We start from the raw sequence: 22002 nt of genomic DNA, 5'->3' as shown, positions 1-22002 counted from the left end.
AGCCGTCACGCCGGGAAACACTGATCGCAACCGATCTCGATCGGACAATGATCTATTCGCGGGCCGCCGCCGGGACCGGCACCGGGCCGGACGAGGTCTGCGTCGAGTACCTCGACGGTATTGCGCTGTCGTTCATGACCGCCGCGGCGGCGGATCGACTGTCCGCCCTCGCCGCCGCTGCCATTGTGGTCCCGGCGACCACTCGAACCGTGCGGCAATTCAACAGGATTCGGCTCCCCGGCAGGCCGTGGCGGTATGCCGTCACCACCAACGGCGGCAATATCCTCGAGAACGGCCGCCCCGATCGGCGCTGGCGTACCGGCCTCGATGCCGAAGTGCGCGCGAGCGGCGCGACCTTATCCCAGGTGAATGCCGAATTGGGCAGGTGCATAAGCGATTCGTTCGTCCGGCGTTTCCGGGTCGCGGACCATCTGTTCCCCTATCTGGTCGTGGACCCGGCAGTCCTGCCGTCCGATTTCCTGCCCGAATGGGATGCCTGGTGCCGCCCGCGCGGGTGGTCGGTCTCCCGGCAGGGGCGCAAGATCTACACCATGCCGGTCGCGGTCTGTAAGAGCCGGGCCGTCGCGGAAGTCCGCCGCCGCCTGACGGATTCGGGCGAACTCGCCCCGGGCGCCCAGCTGCTCGCGGCCGGGGACGGTGCGCTGGATGCCGCATTGCTGCGTTCCGCCGATGCCGCCATCCGGCCCCGCCACGGCGAACTCGAAGAACTCGCCTGGACCCACCCGAATCTCACGGTCACCGGCGCCTCCGGCATCGGGGCGAGCGAAGAGATCCTGGACTGGTTCGAGAAGTTCCGTTAACTGCTCGCCGGGCGGAGTCCCGCGAGAATCGGATCCACCAGATCCGCGCTGCGCCGCACCTCGGCCTCGGGGGCGCCCAGCAGGAAGCGGTAATACACTGGCCCGTACAGCATTTCGACCATGGTGCGGGTGGGCAGATCGGCGCGGATCTGACCTGCCGCGACGCCCAGGCTCAAGCGATCCTGGCAGCGGCCGATGCGGGGTTCGATGATGATCTCGCGGACCGCCGCCGCGATGCGCGGATCGGTTTGCGCCTCGGCGATGACGCCGCGGTAGATCGGGCCGACATCGCCGGTGAGCAGTCGGGCCAGGCCGCTGATCTGGGTCTTCAGGTCGGCGGTGATATCGCCGGTGTCGGGGAATTCGGTGTCCGGGCCCATCTTCTCGTTGAGTGCGTCGAGGGCGACGGCCGCCTTGGACGGCCACCAGCGGTAGATGGTCTGTTTGCCGACGCCGGCCGCGGCGGCGATGGCCTCCACGGTGAGTTTGGCGTAGCCCTTGCGGACGGCGAGGTCGAAGGTCGCGTCCAGGATCGCGCGGTGCGCGCGCTGACTGCGCAGTTCCGGGTTCGGGGTAGTGGCCACGGGCCGAGTCTACCCGATGATGAGACGGTCCGTCTCGTCTTGACGAGCGTTTGCACCGGCTATATGTTTGGGAGACGAGACGGACCGTCTTGTTGAATCACAACCTGCCGAACCCGCAGAAAGGGTCGATCATGACCACCGCAGTCACCCCCGCCGACACCCGCTACCGCCGTGGCCTGGAACTGCTCACCACCGTCGGCGGCGCCGCGGGGGCGGGCTTCGAGAGCGGACTCGCCGATATCGCACCCGGCCTCGCCCGGCTCACCGTCGAATTCGCCTACGGGGATGTCTACGACCGCCCCGGCCTCACGCTGCCGCAGCGGCAGCTCGTCAATGTGGCCGCGCTGACCGCCATGGGCACCGCCGCCCCGCAACTGCGCTTCCACATCGACGGCGCGCTGAATGTCGGCGTCACCCCCGCCGAAATCGTCGAAACCATCATCCACATGAGCGTCTACGCCGGAATCCCCGCCGCGCTCAATGGCATCGCCGCCGCCAAGCTCGCCTTCGCCGACCGCACCGACCTCGCGGACCCGGTCACCACCGTCGCCGAACCCGGCGACGAAACCGCGCGGGCACGCTACGAACGCGGACTCGAGGCGCTCGGCCGCATCGACGGCGAAGCGGGCGAGCAGGTGATCGCCTTCACCCAGGGCATCGCACCCGACCTGGGCCGCTACATCATCGAATTCGCCTTCGCCGACGTCTACTCCCGCCCCGTCCTCGACCTGAAGACCCGCGAACTCGCCACCGTCGCAGCCTGCACCGCCCTCGGCACCGCCGCCCCACAACTCCGCGTGCACCTGCACGGCCTGCTCAATGTCGGCGGCACCCGCGAGGAAGCCATCGAAGCCATCACCCAGATGGCCGTCTACGCCGGCTTCCCCGCCGCCCTCAACGGAATCACCGCCGCCCGCGAGGTTTTCGCCGCCCGCGACGCCGAAGCCGCCGCCCACTGACCGGACCGCAGGGCCGAAAGTGGTGGCACACCAAGGACTTCAGTGCCCAGATGCCGTCCTCGTCGCGCCGCCCGCCCTCAGTGCCCGGTTGTCAGCGCCTCGATGCGCGCGAGCGCGGTCTGCGCATCCGGTCCCGAGGCGGTGACCTCCAACTGCTGCCCGGGCATGACACCCAGCGTCAGCACCCTGGTCAGACTCTCCCCGGGTACCGGACCCACATCGGTGGTCGCATTGCGCAGCGTGACCACCACATCGAGATCCCGCAGCCCCGCAACCAATTCGGCCGCCGGTCGCGCATGCAGCCCGTGCTCGTTCCGCACTTGGAAAACGGCCACCACGGCCGAGTCCATCGTCGAGTCCGGTTCGGCTGAATCCGGGAGTGGTGCAACAGTTTCACCGAGTTGGGCGCGCTTGGCGTCCAGGGCGCGGTCGGCTTCACCCGCGACCTTCTCCAGGTCTGCGCCGCCACCGGCCGCGGCCAGGGCGGCGACCAGGCCCTCCACCAGCGGGGCGGCGCACAGCCGCACGATGTGCGGGGTGTCGAGCAGGTCCAGGGCGGTTTCGGCGGAGAGTAGGGCGCTGCCGAGATCCATCAGCACCAGGACGCCGTCGCCCGTGTCGGCGGCGGCGATGGCATCGGCGACCGCTACCGCGTCGGTGCCGAGGGTGGCTTCGTCCAGGCCCGCCGCTATCCGCACTCGGACCGGTTGCCGCGGTAGCAGTTCGGTGGCGAGGTCCACGGCCGCGCGGGCCAGCGCCCGGCTGTGCGAGACGACGACCAGGCCGATCATTGCAGGGCCTCGCGGGCTGCTATGACCAGCAGCGTGGCGCTGGTGGCGCCGGGGTCCTGGTGTCCCACACTGCGTTCGGCGAGGTAGGAGGCGCGGCCCTTGCGGGCGAGCATGGCGGTGGTGGCGTCCCGGCCGGATTCGGCGGCGGTGACGGCGGCGTCGAGGGCTTCCTCGGGTGAGGCGCCGCCGGCCGCCTGCTTGTCGAGTACGTCCGCGACGGGGGACAGCACATCGACCATGGTCTTGTCGCCCGGTTCGGCCTTGCCGCGCGCCAGTACGCCGTCCAGGCCGGCGCGGAAGGCGCGCGCGAAATCGGTGATGTCCGATCCGGTTCCGATGGCCGCGGCGAAACGCAGGAAGAACGTGCCGTACAAGGGTCCGCTCGCGCCGCCGACAGAACGGATCAGCACCATGGCCGTCTGCTTGCTCACCTCACCGGGTGTCGCCTCCGAATCCGGCAGTGCCGCAACGGCAGCCGCGGTGCCGCGCTGCATATTGGTGCCGTGATCGGCATCGCCGATCGCCGCGTCCAATGCGGTGAGCTCCTCGGCATGCGCATCGACGAGTGCCGCGAATCCGCGCACCCACGCACGCATGTCCACCGCCGCCATCAGATGCCCCACCGCAGTGCGGGCGTGCGCACCGGCGCATCCCACAGGGTTGTGAGTTCCTCGTCCAATCTGGTCAAAGTCACGGAGCAGCCCGCCATTTCGAGGGCGGTGATGTAGGGGCCGACCAGGGAGCGTTCGATGGTCACCCCGTGTCCGTGCAGGATCCGCGCCACCTCGTCGAACATGAGGTACAGCTCCAGCAGCGGCGTACCGCCCATACCGTTCACGAAGCAGAGCACCCGATCGCCCTGCGCGAAAGGGAGATCCGCGAGTATCGGCTCCATCAGCATCGCCGCGATCTCCCGGGCCGGTGCCAGCGGCACCCGGCGGCGGCCCGGTTCGCCGTGGATGCCGATGCCGATCTCCATCTCGTCTTCGCCCAGTTCGAAGGTGGGATGCCCGACCGCGGGCACCGTGCACGAGGTGAGCGCCACGCCCATGCTACGGGATTGTTCGTTCACCCGGGTCGCGATCTCGGCCACCCCCGCCAGCGGCCGGCCCTGTTCGGCGGCGGCCCCGGCCATCTTCTCCAGGATCACCGTCGCGCCCACCCCGCGCCGGCCGGCCGTGTACAGGCTGTCCTGCACGGCCACATCGTCGTTCACCACCACCGACCGCACCTCGGTCCCGGTTTCGGCGGTGGCGATCTCGGCGGCCATATCGAAGTTCATGACATCGCCGGTGTAGTTCTTCACGATGTGCAGCACGCCCGCCCCGGCATCGACCGCGGCGGTGGCGGCGAGAATCTGATCGGGCACCGGTGAGGTGAAGATTTCGCCCGGGCAGGCCGCGTCCAGCATGCCGAGGCCGACGAACCCGCCGTGCAGTGGTTCGTGCCCGGAACCGCCGCCGGACACCAGGCCCACCTTCCCGGCGACGGGGGCGTCCGCGCGCACCACGATTTGCTGCTTGACGTCCACCCGCAGTTCCGGATGGGCGGCGGCCATGCCCGCGAGCGCGGCATCCACCACCTCGGCCGGGTCATTGATCAGCTTCTTCACCGAATACTCCCGTCGGCGGACCGGTTCCGATCCACTGAGCCAGACTCGCATTCCCGGACCGGGCATGTCGCCGAATTCGGGCTTATTGACGCGGTGGGCCGTTCACACCACGGGCTGTTCCGGTGCACCGTCCTCCAGTGAGCGGGCCAGTTCGATATCGGTGACCAGTTGCACCATCAGATCGCGCAACTCGCAGTCCGGCAGATGATGGGCGGCGAACTCGAAGGGCTCCGACACGTCCAGCCCGCCCTGGGTGGCCGCCAGGATCACCCACGGAATGCCGACCTCGGCCACCCCGAGCCGCTCGCGCACCAGATCGGTGGTGTCGTCGATCAACTCGGTGCGGCGGGTGACGGCGATGGTCATCTCCTCGTCGAGTTCGTGCCGGCGCGCCTCCAGGACACCGAGATCCGCGCCGAACTCCTGCTCGACGGTGGTGCGCACGGAACCGTCCTCGAACACCTGGAAGCCCTCGTCGACCGCGGTGGTGCCCAGCCGGATCTCGGCCTCGGCCAGCTCGGGCAGGGTGCGCAGGCAATCCAGCACCGCGTCCAGGGCCGCGACCAGGCGGTCCCGAATATCGCGGCGGCGCAGCAACTCCCGCTCGGCATCCTCGCGTTCGGCCAGCGCCTGCTCCACCGCGCGGCCGATCTGGAACGCCATGGCGGTGGACTCCGGCGCCCAGCCGCCCGCGGGCGGCAGCTCGTCCTCCCGGGGCGTGATGGAGTCGAGGAAGCCGTTCACGGCGTCGAGCAGGCCCTGTAACTGCTCGCGGGACACGGCGGGGTGGCGGAAGGCGCGCAGGTACTGCTCGTGTGCTTCCGCGGGCTGGACCTCACCGTCGCTCACTCCGCCGATCCTGCCATGACCGAGTGGCGGACCCGCGCAATGACAGCAAACTGTTAGCGTGCCTTCCGAGTGACGGGCTCCCGACAGGCGCGCCCGTGGTGTCGCCCGGTTCTCGTAAAGTGGCAACGACAGCATCGACAAGCGAAGGGGGAGACCTTGTCCGGAGCATTGGTGAAGGGGCAGAACGGGCCCCTGAACGTCACCGACCTGGTGGTCAGTACACAGATCGCGGCGCCCGCCGACCTTTCGGCGCTGCTGGTCACCGAAAACGGCACCGTACGGTCGGACGCCGACTTCGTGTTCTTCAACCAGCCCAGCGGCCCAGGCGTCAGCCTGCACCCCGGCCCCGACGGGCGGCCCGCGGCGCTCGTCATCTCGCTCGGGTCGGTGCCCCCGGAGATTCAGGGAATCCGCGCCGTCATCACCCTCGACAACTCCGTCGTGCCGAACTTCGGGCAGATCGCCCCGCCGACCGCCATCGTGGCGGACCTGAGCGGAGAAGTGCTGTACGAGTACCGGACCGAAGGACTCACCACCGAATCCGTCGTCATCGCGCTGGAACTGTATCGGCGACAGGGCGATTGGAAGGTGCGCGCGGTCGGCCAGGGCTATGCGAACGGATTCGCCGCACTGGTCGCCGATCACGGGGTGCAGATCAACCGGACCCCGGCCGCGCCGCCCACGCCGCCCGACTTCGCGCCCCCCGCAACGGGATACACGGATCCCGGCTATCCGCCACCCGCGCAGCAGTACACGCAGTCCCCGGCCGGGGGCGGGTATCCGTCACAGGCCGGCTTTCTCGACGATCACGACCTGCCCGGAAGTCATGCGGTCAGCCTCGTCAAGGGGCAGCGGATCAACCTGCGCAAGGCCGGCGGCGAACCGCTCAGCTACGTGCGCATGGGGGTCGGGTGGGATCCGGTGTCGCGCGGCGGCATGTTCGGCGGCAAGGCGCCGGATATCGACCTCGACGCCTCGGTGGTGCTGTTCTCCGATATGAGCCCGGTCGATGTCGTCTACTACAGCAGCCTCACCTCCAAGGACGGCTCCATCCGGCATCAGGGCGACAATCTCACCGGTGAGGGCAACGGTGACGACGAGGTCATCGTCGTCGACCTCACCCGCATCCCCGCCTATGTCACCGCACTGCTGTTCATCGTGACCTCCTACAAGGGGCACACCTTCGAACAGATCTCGAATGCCTACTGCCGCTTGGTCGATGGCGCCACGAATACCGAACTCGCCCGCTTCACCTTCACCGGTGGCATGCCGTACACCGGCATGGTGCTGGCCAAGGTGTACCGCTTCGGCACCGGCGAGGACTGGAAGATGGAGGCCATCGGCGAGGGCTTCCAGGCCGCGCACCCGGGCGAGGCCGTGCCCCAGCTGGGACGATTCCTCAACTAGGACAACGGCTCTCCGAAACCGGCACGACGGCTCCGCCGGCCGGCAGGACCGGCTTAGGGGACTGGTTCCAGCGTGCGCGGCTGCAGCACCCGCGGCAGCCACGGCAGCTGCGGATCGGGGGACCGGTCCAGCACACCGCCGAGCGGATCGTCCACGCCGTCCCGGCGCACCGGATCCTCCGCCGGCCGGTAGATCTGGCGGATAACCAGAACACACAGCCCGAGCACCGCGAGATCACGCAGCAGCACCGCGCCCGTGAACCACTGCTCCGGCAACCCCTTCCGATCCACGCCCAGGTAATAGAACATGCGCGGCACCCACACCAGCGCGTCGATCGCCATCCACGCCAACAGGATTCGGCGTTGCGGCAGGGCCAGCACGGCCAGCGGCACCAGCCACAGCGAATACTGCGGGCTCCACACCTTGTTGGTCAGCAGGAACGCCGCCACCACCAGGAACAACAACTGCGCCAGCCGCGGTCGCCGCGCCGCCGTCAGGCCGATCCAGGCGATGCCCGCGCACGCCACCACGAACAACACCAAGGACACCGCGTTCAGCGTCGTCGGCGTCTGTTCGGGAGTCAGCGTGCCGTCGAACCCCTTCCAGCCGGCGAACGAGGTGATCACGTTGTAGATCGAATCCGGGTCGGCGTGCCGGACGGTATTGAGGCGGAAGAACTCTCGCCAACCCGTCGAATACAGCGCCGCGATGGGCGCGTTCACGGCCAGCCAGGTCACCGCCGCCGCGGCGACCGTCGCCCCCGCCGCACGCAGCGGGCGCAATCCGCCCCACAGCGGCACGTCCTCGCCCTGCCGGTCCGCCCGCAGGCACAGAATGACGATCGGGCCGAGCAGCAGCAGCGGATACAGCTTCGCCGCACCACCCAGCCCCAGCAGTATCCCCGCCAGCACCGGCCGCCGCCGCGCCCACGCCAGCAGCCCGCAGGCCGCGAAAGCCGTTGCGAGGGCGTCGAAGTTGGTGAAGGCGTGCACGAGTACCAGCGGCGACAACGCCACCAGCGCGCCGTCCCATACCCGGCGGCCCGCCGACAGCGCGGTGGCCCAGATGGTCACCAGCCAGGCCAGCGCCAGCCCGACCGCCACCACATCGAAGTAGATGACCACCTCGAGCCCGCCCGGCAGCGGAGAAGCCTTCCACGCCTTGGCGATTCCCATGGCCGCGTACTGGTACAGGCCCGACAGCACCGGATACTCCATGTACCGGACCTGTGGCTTACCGTCCGGGCCGATCTCGGTCCACTGCTTCTTGTACGGGAACGCGCCCTCGTTGAGGTGTTCCGCGCCGTACAGCGGCACGACATCCGAATAGCACATGGCCGTGTATTGGCGTCCGTTGTTCCAGTCCAGTCCCAGTACGCCATTGGCGTCCGGACGCTGCTGGATGCAGCCCATCTTGCCGAACCAGCTCAAGGCCAGGAACAGCACGCCGAAGGCGAACAGCACCCGCATGGGCGTCCAGAACCGCACCCGGCCGATCACCGCGTGATCGCCCACCGGGCCGCCGAACGGATCGCACAGCTGGGCGGTCAGGGTATCGGTGCGGCTGGGCTTGTCGCGGTCGTCCAGCGACCGCAGATCATCGGCCAGCGGCGCGGGCGATACATACCGGTCGGTGGCACGGCGTTCCCGCGGCGCATCGGGCCGCGGCGAAGTCGGCTGTCCGCCATCATCTTCGGATCCGTCGGTCTCCGCTGTTTCCGGCATGCGACCGCCCCCTGTCTCCAGCGCGCGACCGGCCGGCTCGCCTGTGGCGGCCGGCCGGTGCGCCAGCTCCTCCTCGATCACGGCACGAGGCTACCGATTGCGCGGTGAGCCGTTACCGTTCCCGTAGCCATTCCCATTGCCGTTACCGTCGCCGGTCCCATTGCCGTTGCCGTATCCGTTGTTGGATGTCGTCGACGGCGCCGTGGTGGCCGGCCCGCCGTCGGCCGGCGCGACCGGCTGGCCGGGCAGCGGACCGCCGCCGTCGCCCTGGTTCTGATTCTGGTTCTGCGGCTGCTGCCGCTGGTTCTGCGGGTTCGGCGCCAGACCCGGCACCGGGATGGTGATACCCGGCAGGATCTCCACCTGACTCTGCGTGATCACCGGCGGCGCGACAGGCACGTTCGAGGTCGACGGTGCGGTGTACGGCGCCGTCCAGGACGGCACACCGGCCTGGCCGGCGATCGGCGCCGGCTTCGGGAACTGCTCGTTCGGCGTGCCGTCCAGCGCGCCGTCCATGGTCTTCTTCCAGATATCGGCCGGCAGGCCGGAACCGTAGACCTGGCCGCCGTTCGCATTGCGCAGTGCGTCACCCTGATCGGTACCGACCCAGACCGCGGTCGACAGCGACGGCGTGTAGCCGACGAACCAGGCGTCACGGTTCTCGTCGCTGTCGTCGAGCTGGTTGGTACCACTCTTGGTGGCGCTCAGGCGGCCACCGGCCAGCTGATGCTGGTTGGAGTACTGCGCGATCGGCTTCATGGCGTCGGTCACGTTGTCGGCCACGGCGGCCGAGACCTTCTGCTCGCCCGCCACGGTGCCGCGGTCCAGCAGTACGGTGCCGTCGGAGGCGACGACCTTCTGCACGAAGTGCGGTGCGTGGAAGACGCCCGAGGCGGCGAGCGTCGCGTACGCGGACGCCATGTCCAGGGTGCGCACCCGGTACTGGCCGAGCACGATGCCGTTGTTGGGGCCGCTGCCGTCCGGCTCGGTGAGTGTCTTGCCCACGCCCGGAATGGTTTCCGGAATGCCCAGCCGATGCGCCATGTCCGCGATCTTCTGCGGGCCGTTGCCCGGCATGTCCAGCATCATGCGATAGAAGCTGGTGTTCAGCGACATCTTCAGCGCTTGGGCGATGGTGCAGGAGGTACCGCAGTTCTCACCGGCCACGTTGGTGATCTTGATGCCGTTCACCGTCACCGGCGACGAGTCGTACAGCGTCGACAGCGGCTTGCCCAGCTCCAGATTCTCGGCCAGGCCGAAGACCTTGAACGAGGAACCCGGCGGCAGACCGGAATTGGCGTAGTCGAGACCGTAGCCGTCGGTGCCGCCGTAATAGGCCTTGACCGCACCGGTTTTCGGGTCCACCGACACCGCGGCGGTCCGCAGCTTGTCGGGTTCGCCGTCCATCACCTTGGTGGCCGCGTCCACGACCGCCTGCTGCGCCTTCTGATCGATGGTCGTGGTGATCTGCAGGCCCTCGGTGTTCAGATCGTTCTCCGAGATGCCCGCGGCCTCGAGTTCCTTGATCACCTGGGTCTTGATCAGGCCCTCGGGGCCCGCGTCCAGGGTCTTGTCCTGTTGCGCCTGCGCGGCCGGAATCACGTCCGGATACTGCATGTTCGCGCGATCGGACGCGGACAGATTGCCGCCGGACACCATGCCGTCCAGCACGTAATTCCAGCGCGACTTCGCACCCGTCGGATTCTTCTCCGGGTCCAGGTTCGACGGCTGCTGAATGGTCGCCGCGAGCATCGCGCCCTCGGCCACGTTCAGATCCGGCACCTTCTTGTTGAAGTACGCCTTGGCCGCCGCGTCGATACCGTATGCGCCACGGCCGAAGTAGATGGTGTTCAGGTACGCGGTGAGGATCTGGTCCTTGGACCACTGCCGCGCCATCTTCGCGGACATGACCAGCTCCTTGACCTTTCGGGTCAAGGAGTGCTCGTTGCCGACCAGCGCGTTCTTCACGTACTGCTGGGTAATCGTGGAACCACCGCCGGCGTCCTGCTTACCCATGACGTTGCGGTACAGCGCGCGGGCGAAGCCCTGGATCGAGAAGCCCGGATTCGTATAGAAGGTCCGGTCTTCCGCGGCGATCACCGCATTGCGCACCTGCGGCGGGATCTGGTCGATGCCCACATCGGACCGGTTGCCTTCCGGCGGAACGACTTTCGCCAGCACCGTGGCGCCGTCGCTGTCGAAGATGGTGGCCACCTGATTGGTCTTCAGGTCGGCCGGCTGCGGCACGGTCGTCGCCGAATACGAGACCAGGAACAGGGTACTGGGCACGATGAGCAGCAAGGCGATACCGACGTAGCAGATGCGCCGGATGATGCGCCACACATTGCGCTTGCTGCCGGCGCCGCGGCCCGGACCGCCCTTACCGCCACCGGAACCACCGCCCGGCCGCCGCGGGGGCGGACCCGAGGGGGTACCGGGCTGGGCGCGCCGCTCCTGCGAGCCGTTCGCGCCTGACAGCTGGCGCGTGCGGTCGTCGGCGGTGCGGCTCGCGGTGCCCGCACCCGCACCCGCGCGTACCGCGCGGTCGGAAATGCGCTGCGTGCGATCGGAAACCGCCGCGCGCTGAATATGATCCGGCACCGCCTGCCGCGACCCGGTGTTCACCTTCTGGGTGCCATCGGGATCGGCCGGACGCGGCGCACCGGGACGACGCGGGGGCGCTCCGGCGCCCGGCGCCGGTCTGCTGCCCTGCGGCGCCGGCCCACGCGGCGGCTGACCGTTCGGACCCCGGGGCGGTAGGCCGCCACCGGGGACGGGACCGCGCCCCGGTCCGCCCGGACCCTGCCCGGGCCGGGGCGCGCCACCACCCTGCGGCTGCCGTGCACCGGGCGGCGGGCCTGCCGGTCGAGGCGGGGGGTAGCCGCCGGGCCCGGGTTGCGAACCGCCTCGGGGGCGGCCGCCGTGCGGTCCGTCGTCATAGGGCGCTGTCACAGCCTGGATCTCCAATAACTACTCGATACGGTCCGCCAGGGGAGGCGGCGGCGCTGGCTCGATGCGGTCACGGGCACCGCGGCGGGCAGGCTCCTGCCCGTGAATCAGCAGTCGACGTGGCCTTTCACTCGGCGGCCGTGCGGCGGGTGCCGCTACGGCGGCGGCCCGTCGGCGCCGGGGTCATGCCCAGCACATAGGACTGCACCAGATGATTCCAACTGCAGGTCCGGCACACCTCGACCACATGCACCGAGAACTCTTCACGAGACTCGGCCAGCCGGACCAGTTCCTCAGGTGTGCGCGCGGAGCCGGCGATGGGCCCGAGCCCGTCACCGTAGACCCACGATACGAGAGTCAACTGCTCTTTCCTGCAGATAGGGCATGTGACCTCGCTCCCCCGACCGTGGAACTTCGCCGCACGCAACAGGTACGGGTTCGCATCGCATACTTCCGCGACGTCCACCCGCCCCGCGTAGACGTCGGCCAGCAGCGACCGGCGCCTCAGCGCATAGTCCACTACCTGCCGCTGTATTCGCACGCGACCCAGAGTACTTGCGGCCCCCCACAGCTCGCACGCCCCCGATCGACTCTCAGGGTTCTCCTACAACCGGAGCGGGGGTTCGGAGGCCTTGCCCCCGAACCCCCTGATGGTCGTTCGGGTGGCGTAAGTGCGCGCGAAATATATCGGCGCGATATAGTTTGGAACTGCATCCATCGGTTAGGTCTGAAGAGAACAGTCAGGGGGTGAAGCCCGGTGCTCGAGTTGGCAATCCTCGGGCTGCTCCTCGAATCACCGATGCACGGCTACGAACTGCGCAAGCGGCTCACCGGCCTACTCGGACCGTTCCGGGCGTTCTCGTACGGGTCGCTGTACCCGGCACTGCGCAGAATGCAGGCGGACGGTCTCATCGCTGAGGAGAGCCCACAGGGTTTGGCCACGCGCCGCGCGCGACGGGTCTACCAGCTGACCGACTCGGGGAGAGAGCGGTTCGCTGAACTGCTGGCCGATACCGGCCCCCAGAACTACACCGACGACGGCTTCGGCGTTCACCTGGCCTTCTTCGGCCGCACTCCCGCGGAAGCGAGGATGCGAATCCTGGAGGGGCGGCGGCGGCAGGTCGAAGAACGCCGAGAAGGACTGCGGGAGGCCGTGAAACGCGCCAGCGGGCAATTGGACCGCTATACCCGCCAGCTCCATCAACTCGGTCTCGAATCAAGCGAGCGCGAAGTGCGCTGGCTCAACGAGTTGATTGCCGCAGAGCAATCGACGAAGGCGTCACCACAGAAAGAGGGAAATATCGGCCATGAGTGACATCGACAAGGCTGGCGCCACCGAAGTACGGGTGGCCATCGTTGGTGTGGGTAACTGCGCATCGTCTCTGGTCCAGGGCGTGCAGTACTACAAGGACGCGGACGAGAACGCGACTGTTCCGGGCCTCATGCACGTCAAGTTCGGTCCCTACCACGTGCGCGATGTGAAGTTCGTCGCCGCGTTCGACGTGGATGCGAAGAAGGTCGGCTTCGACCTTTCCGACGCGATCTTCGCGAGCGAGAACAACACCATCAAGATCTCCGATGTGCCGCCGAGTGGCCTTACGGTGCAGCGCGGTCCGACCCTCGACGGTATCGGCAAGTACTACGCGCAGACCATCGAGCTGTCCGACGCCGAGCCGGTCGATGTGGTGCAGGTGCTGAAGGATGCCAAGGTCGACGTCCTGGTCTCCTACCTTCCGGTCGGCTCCGATGAGGCCGACAAGTTCTACGCGCAGTGCGCGATCGACGCGGGCGTCGCGTTCGTCAACGCGCTGCCGGTGTTCATCGCCTCCGACCCGGTGTGGGCGCAGAAGTTCGTGGACGCGGGCGTCCCGATCGTCGGCGACGACATCAAGTCCCAGGTCGGCGCGACCATCACGCACCGCGTCATGGCCAAGCTGTTCGAGGACCGCGGCGTCACGCTGGACCGCACCTACCAGCTGAACGTCGGCGGCAACATGGACTTCAAGAACATGCTCGAGCGGGAGCGGCTGGAGTCCAAGAAGGTCTCCAAGACCCAGGCCGTCACCTCCAACCTCGAGGGCCCGCTGGCCGGCAAGGTGCACGACCGCAATGTGCACATCGGCCCGTCGGACTACGTCGAGTGGCTCGACGACCGCAAGTGGGCCTACGTCCGGCTCGAGGGTCGCGCCTTCGGCGACGTGCCGCTGAACCTGGAGTACAAGCTCGAGGTCTGGGACTCCCCGAACTCGGCCGGCATCATCATCGACGCCGTGCGCGCCGCCAAGATCGCCAAGGACCGCGGCATCGGCGGCCCCGTCCTCCCGGCCTCGGCCTACCTGATGAAGTCCCCGCCGAAGCAGCTCGCCGACGACGTGGCTCGCCAGCAGCTGGAAGCCTTCATCATCGGAGCCGAGTAGCTCTCCGGGGTAAACCCCTGAAACCCCAACAAGAAGGGCGGCCCCGCGATCGAATCGCGGGGCCGCCCTTGGCTTTTCGCCTCTCGGTTTCGACTGTTTCAGTCGAGGGAGACGTAGACCTCTACGGAGGTGGGGCCGGTGTAGCGTTCGACCTCCGCGGTGTGGGAGCGGGTTATGGTGCCGGCGTTTTCGGCCTTGGCCACCTTGGCCCAGGCGGTGCGGAGAAGGTCGTAGGGCTTGTCGGAGACAACGAATTTGGCGTAGCGGCCGGTGGGGATGCAGGTGAGGACGTCGCCGATGTCCAGGTGGTCGAGGCCTTTCAGCTCGTAGCCGAGAACGGCTACGGCGTGGTCGTTCTGGCCGATGTAGGCGGCGACGCGTTCGACCTTCTTCTCGCGGGCCAGGTAGCGGTCCCAGGTGAAGTTGACCAGGTCGAGGTCGCGTGCGGTCACCTCACGTCCGGCCAGCGGGATGGTGAGCCCGCCGACGAAGAACGCATCCAGGGTGACGATTTCGAAGTCCACTGCCCCTACCCCTCCGCGCTCGGATCCAGCGCGACGAAAACCTCCACTGTCCGGGAATCCGGATACCGTTCGAAATCCCCGGTGTACGCCCGCACCAGCGTGCCGGCGGCCTCCAGGTCCCATACCGCGCGCCAGACGGAGGCGATGGTGTCGCCGAGGTTGTCGCCGGTCCGGGTGAAGCATGCGAACCGCCCGGCCGGTATGCGCGCCAGGACGTCACCCGGCTGCAAATCGTCCAGGGTCTCGCAGCGATAGCCGACGATATGGGTCAGATATGACCCGATCTCCGGTGCGTGATCGACATACGCGGTCGACGGTGGCCCGGGAAGCGTGCGCGAAAGATTGCGCTTCCAGGCTTCCTCGACCTTCGCGCGGCGCGGTCCTTCGACCGCGAGAGCCGGGCTGCGTAGCACCGTTCCGGCCACCAGCGTCTCGTGGCGTTCAACGACATTGAAATCCACCGGCGTCGCCCCTAAGTCTCGTGCTGTCTCCGACCCCACCCTGCTCCCAACCCGCATCCTGCCACCGACGTCCGGAGTCGCTGGCACCGGTAGCGGGTTCCACAATATCCGCGGGCGCGCCCGGATGGGTCCGGACATGTTGATTCATGATCATCTGTGTGGTCTGTTCCCCCACACCGCCGGAATCGGGGTGTCGCGGGCTCGGTCTCCGAACCCCCGTCGCGGCGGTGAATCCGATTCCCGACCCGGGTTTTCTTCGTCCGATGCCCGTCATTCGTTACCCCGGGACCGGGATGCTGAGGCCGGGGAAGATCTCGACCTGTCTGGGTTCGGGTGCGGGCGGGATGATCACCGCGGGTCCTTCCGGCGGTGCGGAGGGACCGGGGTTGAGGATGTCGTAGTTGTTGCTGTTGCCCACCAGGCTCGGATTCTGGTCATTGGGGAACTGTTCGACCGGGCTGCCGTCGAGGGCGCCGTCCATGGTCTGCTTCCAGATATCGGCGGGCAGGCCGGCGCCGTAGATGATGGCGCCGCGCGCGGTCCGGATCGGTTGGGACTGTTCGGTTCCCACCCAGACCGCGGTGGACAGCGACGGCGTGAAGCCGACCATCCACGCGTCCTTGTTCTGGCTGGTGTCGCCGAGCTGCGTGGTGCCGGTCTTGGCGGCGGAGGGGCGGCCGGCCAGATTGTGGCCGTTGGAGTAGGCGGCGATGGGCTCCATGGCCTGCGCGACGGTATCGGCCACATCGGATTTGATGCGCTGCTCGGCCTTGCGCGGATCGGTGCTGCGGTCCAGCAGCACCCGGCCGTCGCCGGTCACCACCTTCTGGACGAAGTAGGGCGCGTGGTACGTACCGGAGGCGGCCAGGGTGGCGTACGCGGAGGCCATATCGATGGGCCGCACCGAGTAGGCGCCGAGCACGATGGACGGCAGGGGCGCGCCGCCGCCGTCCTCGGTGAGCGACTTGCCGGGCACGCCGGGGATCTGGTCCGGGATGCCGGCCTGGTGGGCGGCCTTGGCAATGGCCGCCGGCCCCTCGAACAGGCTCTGGGTGAGGCGGTAGAAGCTGGTGTTGAGCGAACGCTTGAAGGCCTCCGCCAGTGAGCAGGTGCCGCAGGATTCGCCGCCCACGTTCTGGATCTTCTCGCCGTTCACGGTGAGTGGTTCACTGTCGAGCCGGTAGGACAGCGGGATGCCCTGCTCCATGGCGGCCAGGACGGCGAAAGTCTTGAAGGCCGAACCGGTTTGCAGCGGGGCCTGCGCGAAGTCGAAGCCGACGCCGTCCGGGCCGCCGTAGTAGGCGCGGACCGCCCCGCTGCGCGGGTCGATGGATACCACCGCGGTGCGGAGTTCGCCGGGCTGCCCGTTCAGGTTGCCGTCGACGGCGTCGAGCGCGGCCTTCTGGGCCTTTTCGTCGATGGTCGTAAAGATCTGCAGCGCACCGGTGTTCAGGTCGTGCTCGCTGATGCCGGAGGCGCGCAGTTCGCGCAGCACCTGGGTGCGGATGAGGCCTTCGGGACCGCGCGGGGTGGTGTCGTCGACCTCGGTGACGGGGACGATGGTGGGGAATTGGGTTGTGGCGCGCGCGTTCCGGTCGAGCACACCCATTTCGACCATGCCGTCCAGCACGTAGTTCCAGCGGGCCTTCAACTGATCCAGATGGGTTTCCGGGTCCAGGATGGACGGGGTGCGCACCAGGGCGGCCAGCACCGCGCCCTCGGCGAGGGTGAGCTCGGGGACGGGTTTGGCGAAGTAGGCCTTGGCCGCCGCGGAGATGCCGTACGCGCCGCGACCGTAGTAGATGGTGTTGAGGTAGGCGGCGAGAATGTCGTCCTTGCTCCATTCGCGGGCCATCTTGGCGGAGATGATGAGTTCGCGCATCTTCCGGCTCAGGGTGCGTTCGGAGCTGAGGAAGGCGTTCTTCACGTACTGCTGGGTAATGGTGGAGCCACCGCCGGCGTCTTCGCGGCCGAGCAGGTTGTCGCGGGCGGCGCGCAGGAAGGCGGTGGCCGAGAAGCCCGGATTGGTGTAGAAGTGGCGGTCCTCGGCGGAGAGCATGGCCAGGCGCACCGGTTCGGGGACGTCGCTGAGCGGTACCGGGACCCGATTGCCTTCCGGCGGAACGACCTTCGCGATGACGGTATTGCCGTCGGCGGTGAGGATGGTGGCGATCTGGTTGGTCTGCACCTTGCTCGGGTCGGGAATTTCCGCGCTCCAGTACGCGAGCCCGAGCAGGCTGGTCGGCATGATCACCAGGATCAGGAAGAGGGCGAGCAGCAGTCGCCGGATGCGCTGTCCGCGGGTGCGGCGCGGTCGTGGCTCGGTTTGCGGATCCTTGGGCTGCTCGGGCGGTTTGGCGCGGCGCCGGGGCCGGCTGTGCGAGGGCGCCCCGGGTCGCCGGCGTGGGTCGATTCCGTCCAGCTCGTTCCAGCCCGCCATGGTGGCGTACGGCGGAGGCTCACCACGGCGCCGCTGTCGGGACGAGCTCACGAGCATCTCCTTCCGGAGTGTCGACCAAGCTTGTATCGGGGACGCCGCGGTCCGAACCCGCGGCGCGCCCAATGCTAGTCCACGCGGTCCTTTTCGGGGCCCAGCAGCAGAGGGTCCGAGGCTCGGCCTCCGGACCCTCTTCGCAGGGAAGGAATGTCAGCTCTTCACACCGCCGGCGGTGAGGCCGGAGATGATGCGGCGCTGGAAGAGCAGCACCATGATGACCAGCGGAATGCTGACGATGGTGCCTGCGGCCATGATGGCGGTGTAGGGCTGCACCAGCGGGTTGTTGCCGGAGAAGCGCGCGATGGCGACCGTCACCGGTTCGGTCTTGTCACTGGAAAGCAGCCGGGACAGCAGGTATTCGTTGACCGCCGCGATGAACGCCAGGATGGCGGTGGTGAACAGGGCGGGCGCGGCCAGCGGCAGCATGACCAGCCGGAACGCCTGGAACCGGGAGGCCCCGTCGATGCGCGCGGCTTCCTCCAGCTCCCAGGGCAGTTCGCTGAAGAACGAGGACAGCGTGTACACGGTCAGCGGCAGCACGAACGAGATGTTCGGGATGATCATGGCCTGGTAGTGGCCGATCCAGCCGAGATCGGTGAAGAACTGGAACAGCGGCGTCACCAGCACCACGACCGGGAACATGGAGGCGGACAGGATGAGTCCGGACACCACGTACTTGCCGCGGAAGGTGAGTCGCGCCAGCGCGTAGGCCGCCATGACGCCGAGCAGCAGCGCGATGACCGTGGTGGCCGCGCCGATGATGAGGCTGTTGCCGAGCGCCCGCCCGAAGTTGTTGCCGCGGCTGGTGTCGAAGGCGTCGTGGAAGTTCTGGAAGGTGACGTGCGTCGGCCAGGGCGTGTTGTCGAAGGTGTACGACGGGTCGCGCAGGGCGGTGACGACCATCCAGTAGAACGGCCCGAGGCCCCAGAGCAGGATGATCAGCGCACCCAGGTACACGCGCCCGGAGGTGAGCCGCTTGGTCCACGAGATCGGTTGCGGGACAGGCTTCCGCCCGGTCTCGACGATGGTGTTCACGCTCATTATTTCGCCTCCCGCTGTGCTTCCTGGGTGCGAACCGCGTTGGCGCCCAGCACCTTCACCAGCAGGAACGCGATCGCGAAGGTCATCAGGAAGGTGAGTGTGGACAGCGCCGAGGCCGAATTCGGGCCCTGCCGAACCTGATCCACCACGAGCATGGAGATGGTGCGGGTGTTCGGGTTGTCGCCCATCATGATGGCGGGCAGGTCGTACAGGCGCAGTGCGTCCATGGTGCGGAACAGGACGGCCACCAGCAGTGCGGGTTTCAGCAGCGGCATGGTGATGTTCCAGAAGCGCTGCCACGCGGAGGCGCCGTCCACCCGGGCGGCCTCGTACACGTCGGCCGGAATCACTTGCAGGCCCGCGAGAATCAGCAATGCCATGAACGGCGTCGTCTTCCACACGTCGGCGACCACGATGGCGATGCGGGAGGGCCAGGCGTCCGAGGTCCACAGGATGTGGGTGCCGAGCACGCGGTTGACGACGCCGTCGTACTGGAACATGAACTCCCACAGTCGCGCCGTGACGGCGGTGGGGATGGCCCAGGGGATGAGCACGGCGGCGCGCAGCAGGGCGCGGCCCTTGAAGGTCTTGCCCATGATGACGGCCATGCCGAGGCCGATGGTGGCCTCCAGCGTCACGGTCACCACGGTGAACAGCAGGGTGACGCCGATGGCGCCCCAGAATTGGGAGCCCAGGTTGCCGGTGGGGCAGCTGACGGTCTGGCCGAGCGAGTCGGTGCACTGCTGCAGCAGCCAGTGCTTGTAGTTGTCGATGCCGGCGCCGCCGCCGTCCACGAACATGCCGGTCGCCGGGTCCAGGCCCGAATCCTTCTGGAAGGACATCCAGATGGCGCGGATCACCGGGTAGCCGATGACCACGGCCAGAGCGAGCAGCACCGGGCTGACGAAGAGCCAGGCCCGCCCCGATCCGGCGAACCGGCCGAATCGGGTCTTCGATTGTGATGCTTCGGATTTCACGGGCGGCTCCGGCAGATCGGGCCGCGCGACGTCGGTCGCTCCCGAAGGACGTGACACCTTTTTCTCTCCTACGGGCCTGACTCGGCTTACAGCGTTCCTACGAACCGGCGGTTTCGATGCCCTTCTGCATGCCCACGATGGCGTCGTCGACGGACTTGGTTCCGGTCATCGCAGCATAAGCGTTGTCCTGGATGGCCTTCGACACGGCGGGGTAGAAGGGGGTCACCGGCCGCGGCACGGCGGAGGCGATGGAGTCCTTCAGCGCGGGCAGGTACGGCATCTTCGCGATCAGGGCCGGATCGTCGTAGACCGAGGCGCGGACCGAGGGCAGCGCGCCGGAGGCGACGATGTGCTGGGCGTCCTCGCTGATCAGGTAGCGCAGGAAGTCCAGGCCGGTGGCCTTGTTCTTGGAGAAGGCGCTGATGGCGGCGTTGTAGCCACCGAGGGTGGAGGCGCCGATGCCGTCCTTGCCGGGCAGCGGGGCGACACCGAACTTGTCCTTCACCGCGGAGGCGTCGGAGCCGACGTCACCGAAGGCGGACGGCCAGTTCCGCATGAACAGCAGCTTGCCGGTCTCGAAGGCGTTCTGCGCCTCGGGCTCCTTGAAGGAGATGGCTTCCTTCGGGATGTCGCCGTCCTTGTAGGCGTCGACCAGGGTCTGCAGGCCCTGCCGCGCCTGGGCGCTGTTCACGGTGGGGGTCTTGCCGTCGGGGCCGACGAAGCTGCCGCCGAAGGCGTTGATGGCCTCGGCGGTGTTCACGGTCAGACCCTCGTAGGGGGCGAATTGCCCGGCGTAGCAGCCGATTCCGGCGTCCTTGGCCTTCGGGCAGTCGGCCATCAGTTCGGCCCAGGTCTTCGGGGGTTCGGGAACCAGGTCCTTGCGGTAGAACAGCAGGCCGCCGTTGGTGTTACGGGGCGCCGCGTAGAGGGTGCCGTTGTAGGTGGCGGACGCGACCGGCGGCGACAGCAGGGTGGAGGTGTCCAGCGCGAAGGAGTCCTTCAGCGGCTGGATCCAGCCCTTGGCGGCGAACTCGGCGGTCCACGGCACGTCCAGGGCGACCACGTCGTAGTCGGCGGACTTGGCCTGCATGTGCTGCTTGAGATCGTCGTACTGCTGGGAGGCGTCGTTCGACTGCTCCTTGAACGTCACCTTCTCGTTCGGGTGCGAGGAGTTCCAGCGGTCGATCAGCTGTTTGACCGCACCGGTTTCGGTGGTGTCCTTGCCCTCGACGTAGGTGATCGGCCCGCGGCCGGTCAGGCCCTGCGAGATCGCATTGCTTCCGCTGCTGCTGCTCGAGCAGCCGGCGGCGAAGCCCGCGGTCAGCAGCGCAGCGGCGGACACCGCAACAGCGGCGCGCGGTACGAGCGACGATCGTAGGGACGACACCTTCTTCAAAGCCATCGCGGATACTCCAGGGTCGAGACGTGAGAGGCAGCACACCCAGCCGGTTGCACAAGGGAAGATACATGGTGGATCCACCCCTTGCCGTGACTACCTCGGTCTTCACGCTCGTGACCGCGGGCATCGGCCCAGCTAGGCTGGGTGCCGATGTCTTCTCAGGACAAGATGCTGACGAGAATCGGCGGACTGCTGCGCCAGGCCGAATCCACCGATAACGAGCATGAGGCGGAAGCGTTCCTGGCGGCCGCACAGAAGCTGGCGACGCGGTCCTCCATCGACCTGGCGGTGGCGCGTGCGCATATCGCGCATCGGGAGCGCCGGCCGACGCCGGTGCAGCGGGTCATTCCGATCGGGGAGCCGGGGAAGAAGGGGCTGCGCACCTATGTGCAATTGTTCGTGGCCATCGCCTCGGCCAATGATGTGCGCTGCGATGTCGCGCGCACCTCGACGACCGTGTACGCCTACGGTTTCGACACCGATATCGACACCTGCGAGGCGCTGTACACCAGCCTGCTGATCCAGATGGTCCGGGCCTCCGACCAGTACATCAAGTCGGGGTCCTATCGGTCGGCCACCACCGAGAAGCTGGTCACCGAAACCCGCTGGGGGCGTCCGGTGCAGCGCAAGGTGAATGCTCCGGTCGCGGCGGTGACGGCGCGCCTGAACTTCCAGATGGCGTTCGCGGCCCGGGTGGGTCAGCGGCTGGCCGAGGTGAAGGCGGAGGTGGAAACCGAGGCCGTGCGCTCCGAGAGCGAGGGCATCGTGCCCACCGGCACCGCGCTCGCCCTGCGCAACAAGGAACTCGAACTCACCGACTTCTACGGCCGCACGTCCGAGGCGCGCGGCACCTGGCGCGGGCCGCAGGCCTCGGCCGGGTACTCGGCGGCCGCGCGCCGGGCGGGGGATCGGGCGGGCCGGGCGGCGCGCCTGGGCAACTCACCCGAATTGGGTGCGGCGCGCGGCCAACTCGCGCGTGGCGCCGAGTGA

The 22002-nt window shown here is 68.1% G+C and carries 20 protein-coding genes; 6 read left to right on the top strand and 14 right to left on the bottom strand.

Annotated elements, in window-relative coordinates:
- Nucleotides 1-47 precede the first annotated feature (47 nt).
- A complete protein-coding gene (locus ACIP5Y_RS46345; protein ID WP_400360193.1) occupies nt 48-821 on the top strand; it encodes an HAD family hydrolase in 774 nt (257 codons plus the stop codon).
- Here the strand turns inward: ACIP5Y_RS46345 and ACIP5Y_RS46340 are convergent.
- The gene (locus ACIP5Y_RS46340) at nt 818-1405 is read right to left on the bottom strand and encodes a TetR/AcrR family transcriptional regulator (protein ID WP_400360192.1); all 588 of its coding nucleotides are present in this window, start codon (nt 1403-1405) and stop codon (nt 818-820) included. The genes ACIP5Y_RS46345 and ACIP5Y_RS46340 overlap by 4 nt on opposite strands.
- A 131-nt stretch (nt 1406-1536) precedes the next feature.
- On the opposite strand from ACIP5Y_RS46340, the gene ACIP5Y_RS46335 reads away from it, so the two are divergent.
- The gene (locus ACIP5Y_RS46335) at nt 1537-2364 is read left to right on the top strand and encodes a carboxymuconolactone decarboxylase family protein (RefSeq protein WP_400360191.1); all 828 of its coding nucleotides are present in this window, start codon (nt 1537-1539) and stop codon (nt 2362-2364) included.
- A gap of 77 nt (nt 2365-2441) precedes the next feature.
- On the opposite strand, the gene dhaM is transcribed toward ACIP5Y_RS46335, so the two are convergent.
- The 4 genes from dhaM to ACIP5Y_RS46315 form a co-directional block, all read right to left on the bottom strand.
- Nucleotides 2442-3155 (bottom strand): dihydroxyacetone kinase phosphoryl donor subunit DhaM, encoded by a 714-nt coding sequence (dhaM, locus tag ACIP5Y_RS46330; protein WP_400360190.1) that lies wholly within the window; start codon nt 3153-3155, stop codon nt 2442-2444.
- Nucleotides 3152-3766, bottom strand: a complete 615-nt coding sequence (gene dhaL, locus ACIP5Y_RS46325; protein ID WP_400360189.1) for a dihydroxyacetone kinase subunit DhaL — start codon at nt 3764-3766, stop codon at nt 3152-3154. The genes dhaM and dhaL overlap by 4 nt, the downstream gene beginning before the upstream one ends.
- Entirely contained in the window at nt 3766-4767 is a 1002-nt protein-coding gene (gene dhaK / locus ACIP5Y_RS46320; RefSeq protein ID WP_400360188.1) for a dihydroxyacetone kinase subunit DhaK, read from the bottom strand. The genes dhaL and dhaK overlap by 1 nt, the downstream gene beginning before the upstream one ends.
- A gap of 102 nt (nt 4768-4869) precedes the next feature.
- Nucleotides 4870-5616 carry a hypothetical protein gene (locus tag ACIP5Y_RS46315; RefSeq protein ID WP_400360187.1) on the bottom strand — a complete coding sequence of 249 codons (747 nt, stop codon included), beginning with the start codon at nt 5614-5616 and terminating at the stop codon, nt 4870-4872.
- Between the two features lie 156 nt (nt 5617-5772).
- Between ACIP5Y_RS46315 and ACIP5Y_RS46310 the strand changes: the two genes are divergently transcribed.
- A complete protein-coding gene (locus ACIP5Y_RS46310; protein ID WP_400360186.1) occupies nt 5773-7023 on the top strand; it encodes a TerD family protein in 1251 nt (416 codons plus the stop codon).
- A gap of 53 nt (nt 7024-7076) precedes the next feature.
- Here the strand turns inward: ACIP5Y_RS46310 and ACIP5Y_RS46305 are convergent, their stop codons facing one another.
- From ACIP5Y_RS46305 to ACIP5Y_RS46295, 3 genes are all read right to left on the bottom strand, one after another.
- A complete protein-coding gene (locus tag ACIP5Y_RS46305) occupies nt 7077-8747 on the bottom strand; it encodes a glycosyltransferase family 87 protein (RefSeq protein ID WP_400360300.1) in 1671 nt (556 codons plus the stop codon).
- A 90-nt stretch (nt 8748-8837) separates the two neighbouring features.
- Complete coding sequence (locus ACIP5Y_RS46300; protein WP_400360299.1) at nt 8838-11225, bottom strand: transglycosylase domain-containing protein; 2388 nt, start codon at nt 11223-11225, stop codon at nt 8838-8840.
- A 598-nt stretch (nt 11226-11823) separates the two neighbouring features.
- Nucleotides 11824-12216, bottom strand: coding sequence for a DUF5318 family protein (locus ACIP5Y_RS46295; protein WP_400360298.1), 393 nt, complete (start codon nt 12214-12216; stop codon nt 11824-11826).
- 237 nt (nt 12217-12453) lie between these two features.
- Here ACIP5Y_RS46295 and ACIP5Y_RS46290 point away from each other — a divergent pair, with 237 nt between their 5' ends.
- Together ACIP5Y_RS46290 and ACIP5Y_RS46285 are read left to right on the top strand one after the other, a co-directional pair.
- The gene (locus ACIP5Y_RS46290; RefSeq protein ID WP_400360185.1) at nt 12454-13011 is read left to right on the top strand and encodes a PadR family transcriptional regulator; all 558 of its coding nucleotides are present in this window, start codon (nt 12454-12456) and stop codon (nt 13009-13011) included.
- Entirely contained in the window at nt 13004-14113 is a 1110-nt protein-coding gene (locus tag ACIP5Y_RS46285; protein WP_400360184.1) for an inositol-3-phosphate synthase, read from the top strand. Before ACIP5Y_RS46290 ends, ACIP5Y_RS46285 begins: the two co-directional genes overlap by 8 nt.
- A 98-nt stretch (nt 14114-14211) precedes the next feature.
- On the opposite strand, the gene ACIP5Y_RS46280 is transcribed toward ACIP5Y_RS46285, so the two are convergent.
- The 6 genes from ACIP5Y_RS46280 to ACIP5Y_RS46255 form a co-directional block, all read right to left on the bottom strand.
- Nucleotides 14212-14637, bottom strand: coding sequence for a GyrI-like domain-containing protein (locus ACIP5Y_RS46280; RefSeq protein WP_400360183.1), 426 nt, complete (start codon nt 14635-14637; stop codon nt 14212-14214).
- Between the two features lie 5 nt (nt 14638-14642).
- Nucleotides 14643-15098 (bottom strand): GyrI-like domain-containing protein, encoded by a 456-nt coding sequence (locus ACIP5Y_RS46275; RefSeq protein WP_397007660.1) that lies wholly within the window; start codon nt 15096-15098, stop codon nt 14643-14645.
- 277 nt (nt 15099-15375) lie between these two features.
- Complete coding sequence (locus tag ACIP5Y_RS46270; protein ID WP_400360182.1) at nt 15376-17595, bottom strand: transglycosylase domain-containing protein; 2220 nt, start codon at nt 17593-17595, stop codon at nt 15376-15378.
- A gap of 150 nt (nt 17596-17745) precedes the next feature.
- Nucleotides 17746-18636, bottom strand: coding sequence for a carbohydrate ABC transporter permease (locus ACIP5Y_RS46265; protein WP_400360181.1), 891 nt, complete (start codon nt 18634-18636; stop codon nt 17746-17748).
- Entirely contained in the window at nt 18636-19613 is a 978-nt protein-coding gene (locus ACIP5Y_RS46260) for a carbohydrate ABC transporter permease (RefSeq protein ID WP_400360297.1), read from the bottom strand. Before ACIP5Y_RS46260 ends, ACIP5Y_RS46265 begins: the two co-directional genes overlap by 1 nt.
- A 97-nt stretch (nt 19614-19710) precedes the next feature.
- Nucleotides 19711-21015 carry an ABC transporter substrate-binding protein gene (locus tag ACIP5Y_RS46255; RefSeq protein WP_400360180.1) on the bottom strand — a complete coding sequence of 435 codons (1305 nt, stop codon included), beginning with the start codon at nt 21013-21015 and terminating at the stop codon, nt 19711-19713.
- A gap of 147 nt (nt 21016-21162) precedes the next feature.
- On the opposite strand from ACIP5Y_RS46255, the gene ACIP5Y_RS46250 reads away from it, so the two are divergent.
- Nucleotides 21163-22002 (top strand): DUF2786 domain-containing protein, encoded by an 840-nt coding sequence (locus ACIP5Y_RS46250; protein ID WP_400360179.1) that lies wholly within the window; start codon nt 21163-21165, stop codon nt 22000-22002.

Origin of the sequence: Nocardia sp. NPDC088792 (genome assembly GCF_044750615.1) — a bacterium.
In the GTDB taxonomy this organism is placed as follows: domain Bacteria; phylum Actinomycetota; class Actinomycetes; order Mycobacteriales; family Mycobacteriaceae; genus Nocardia.
Note: the sequence above shows the minus strand (reverse complement) of the source record. Positions and strands in the feature narration are given on the sequence as shown.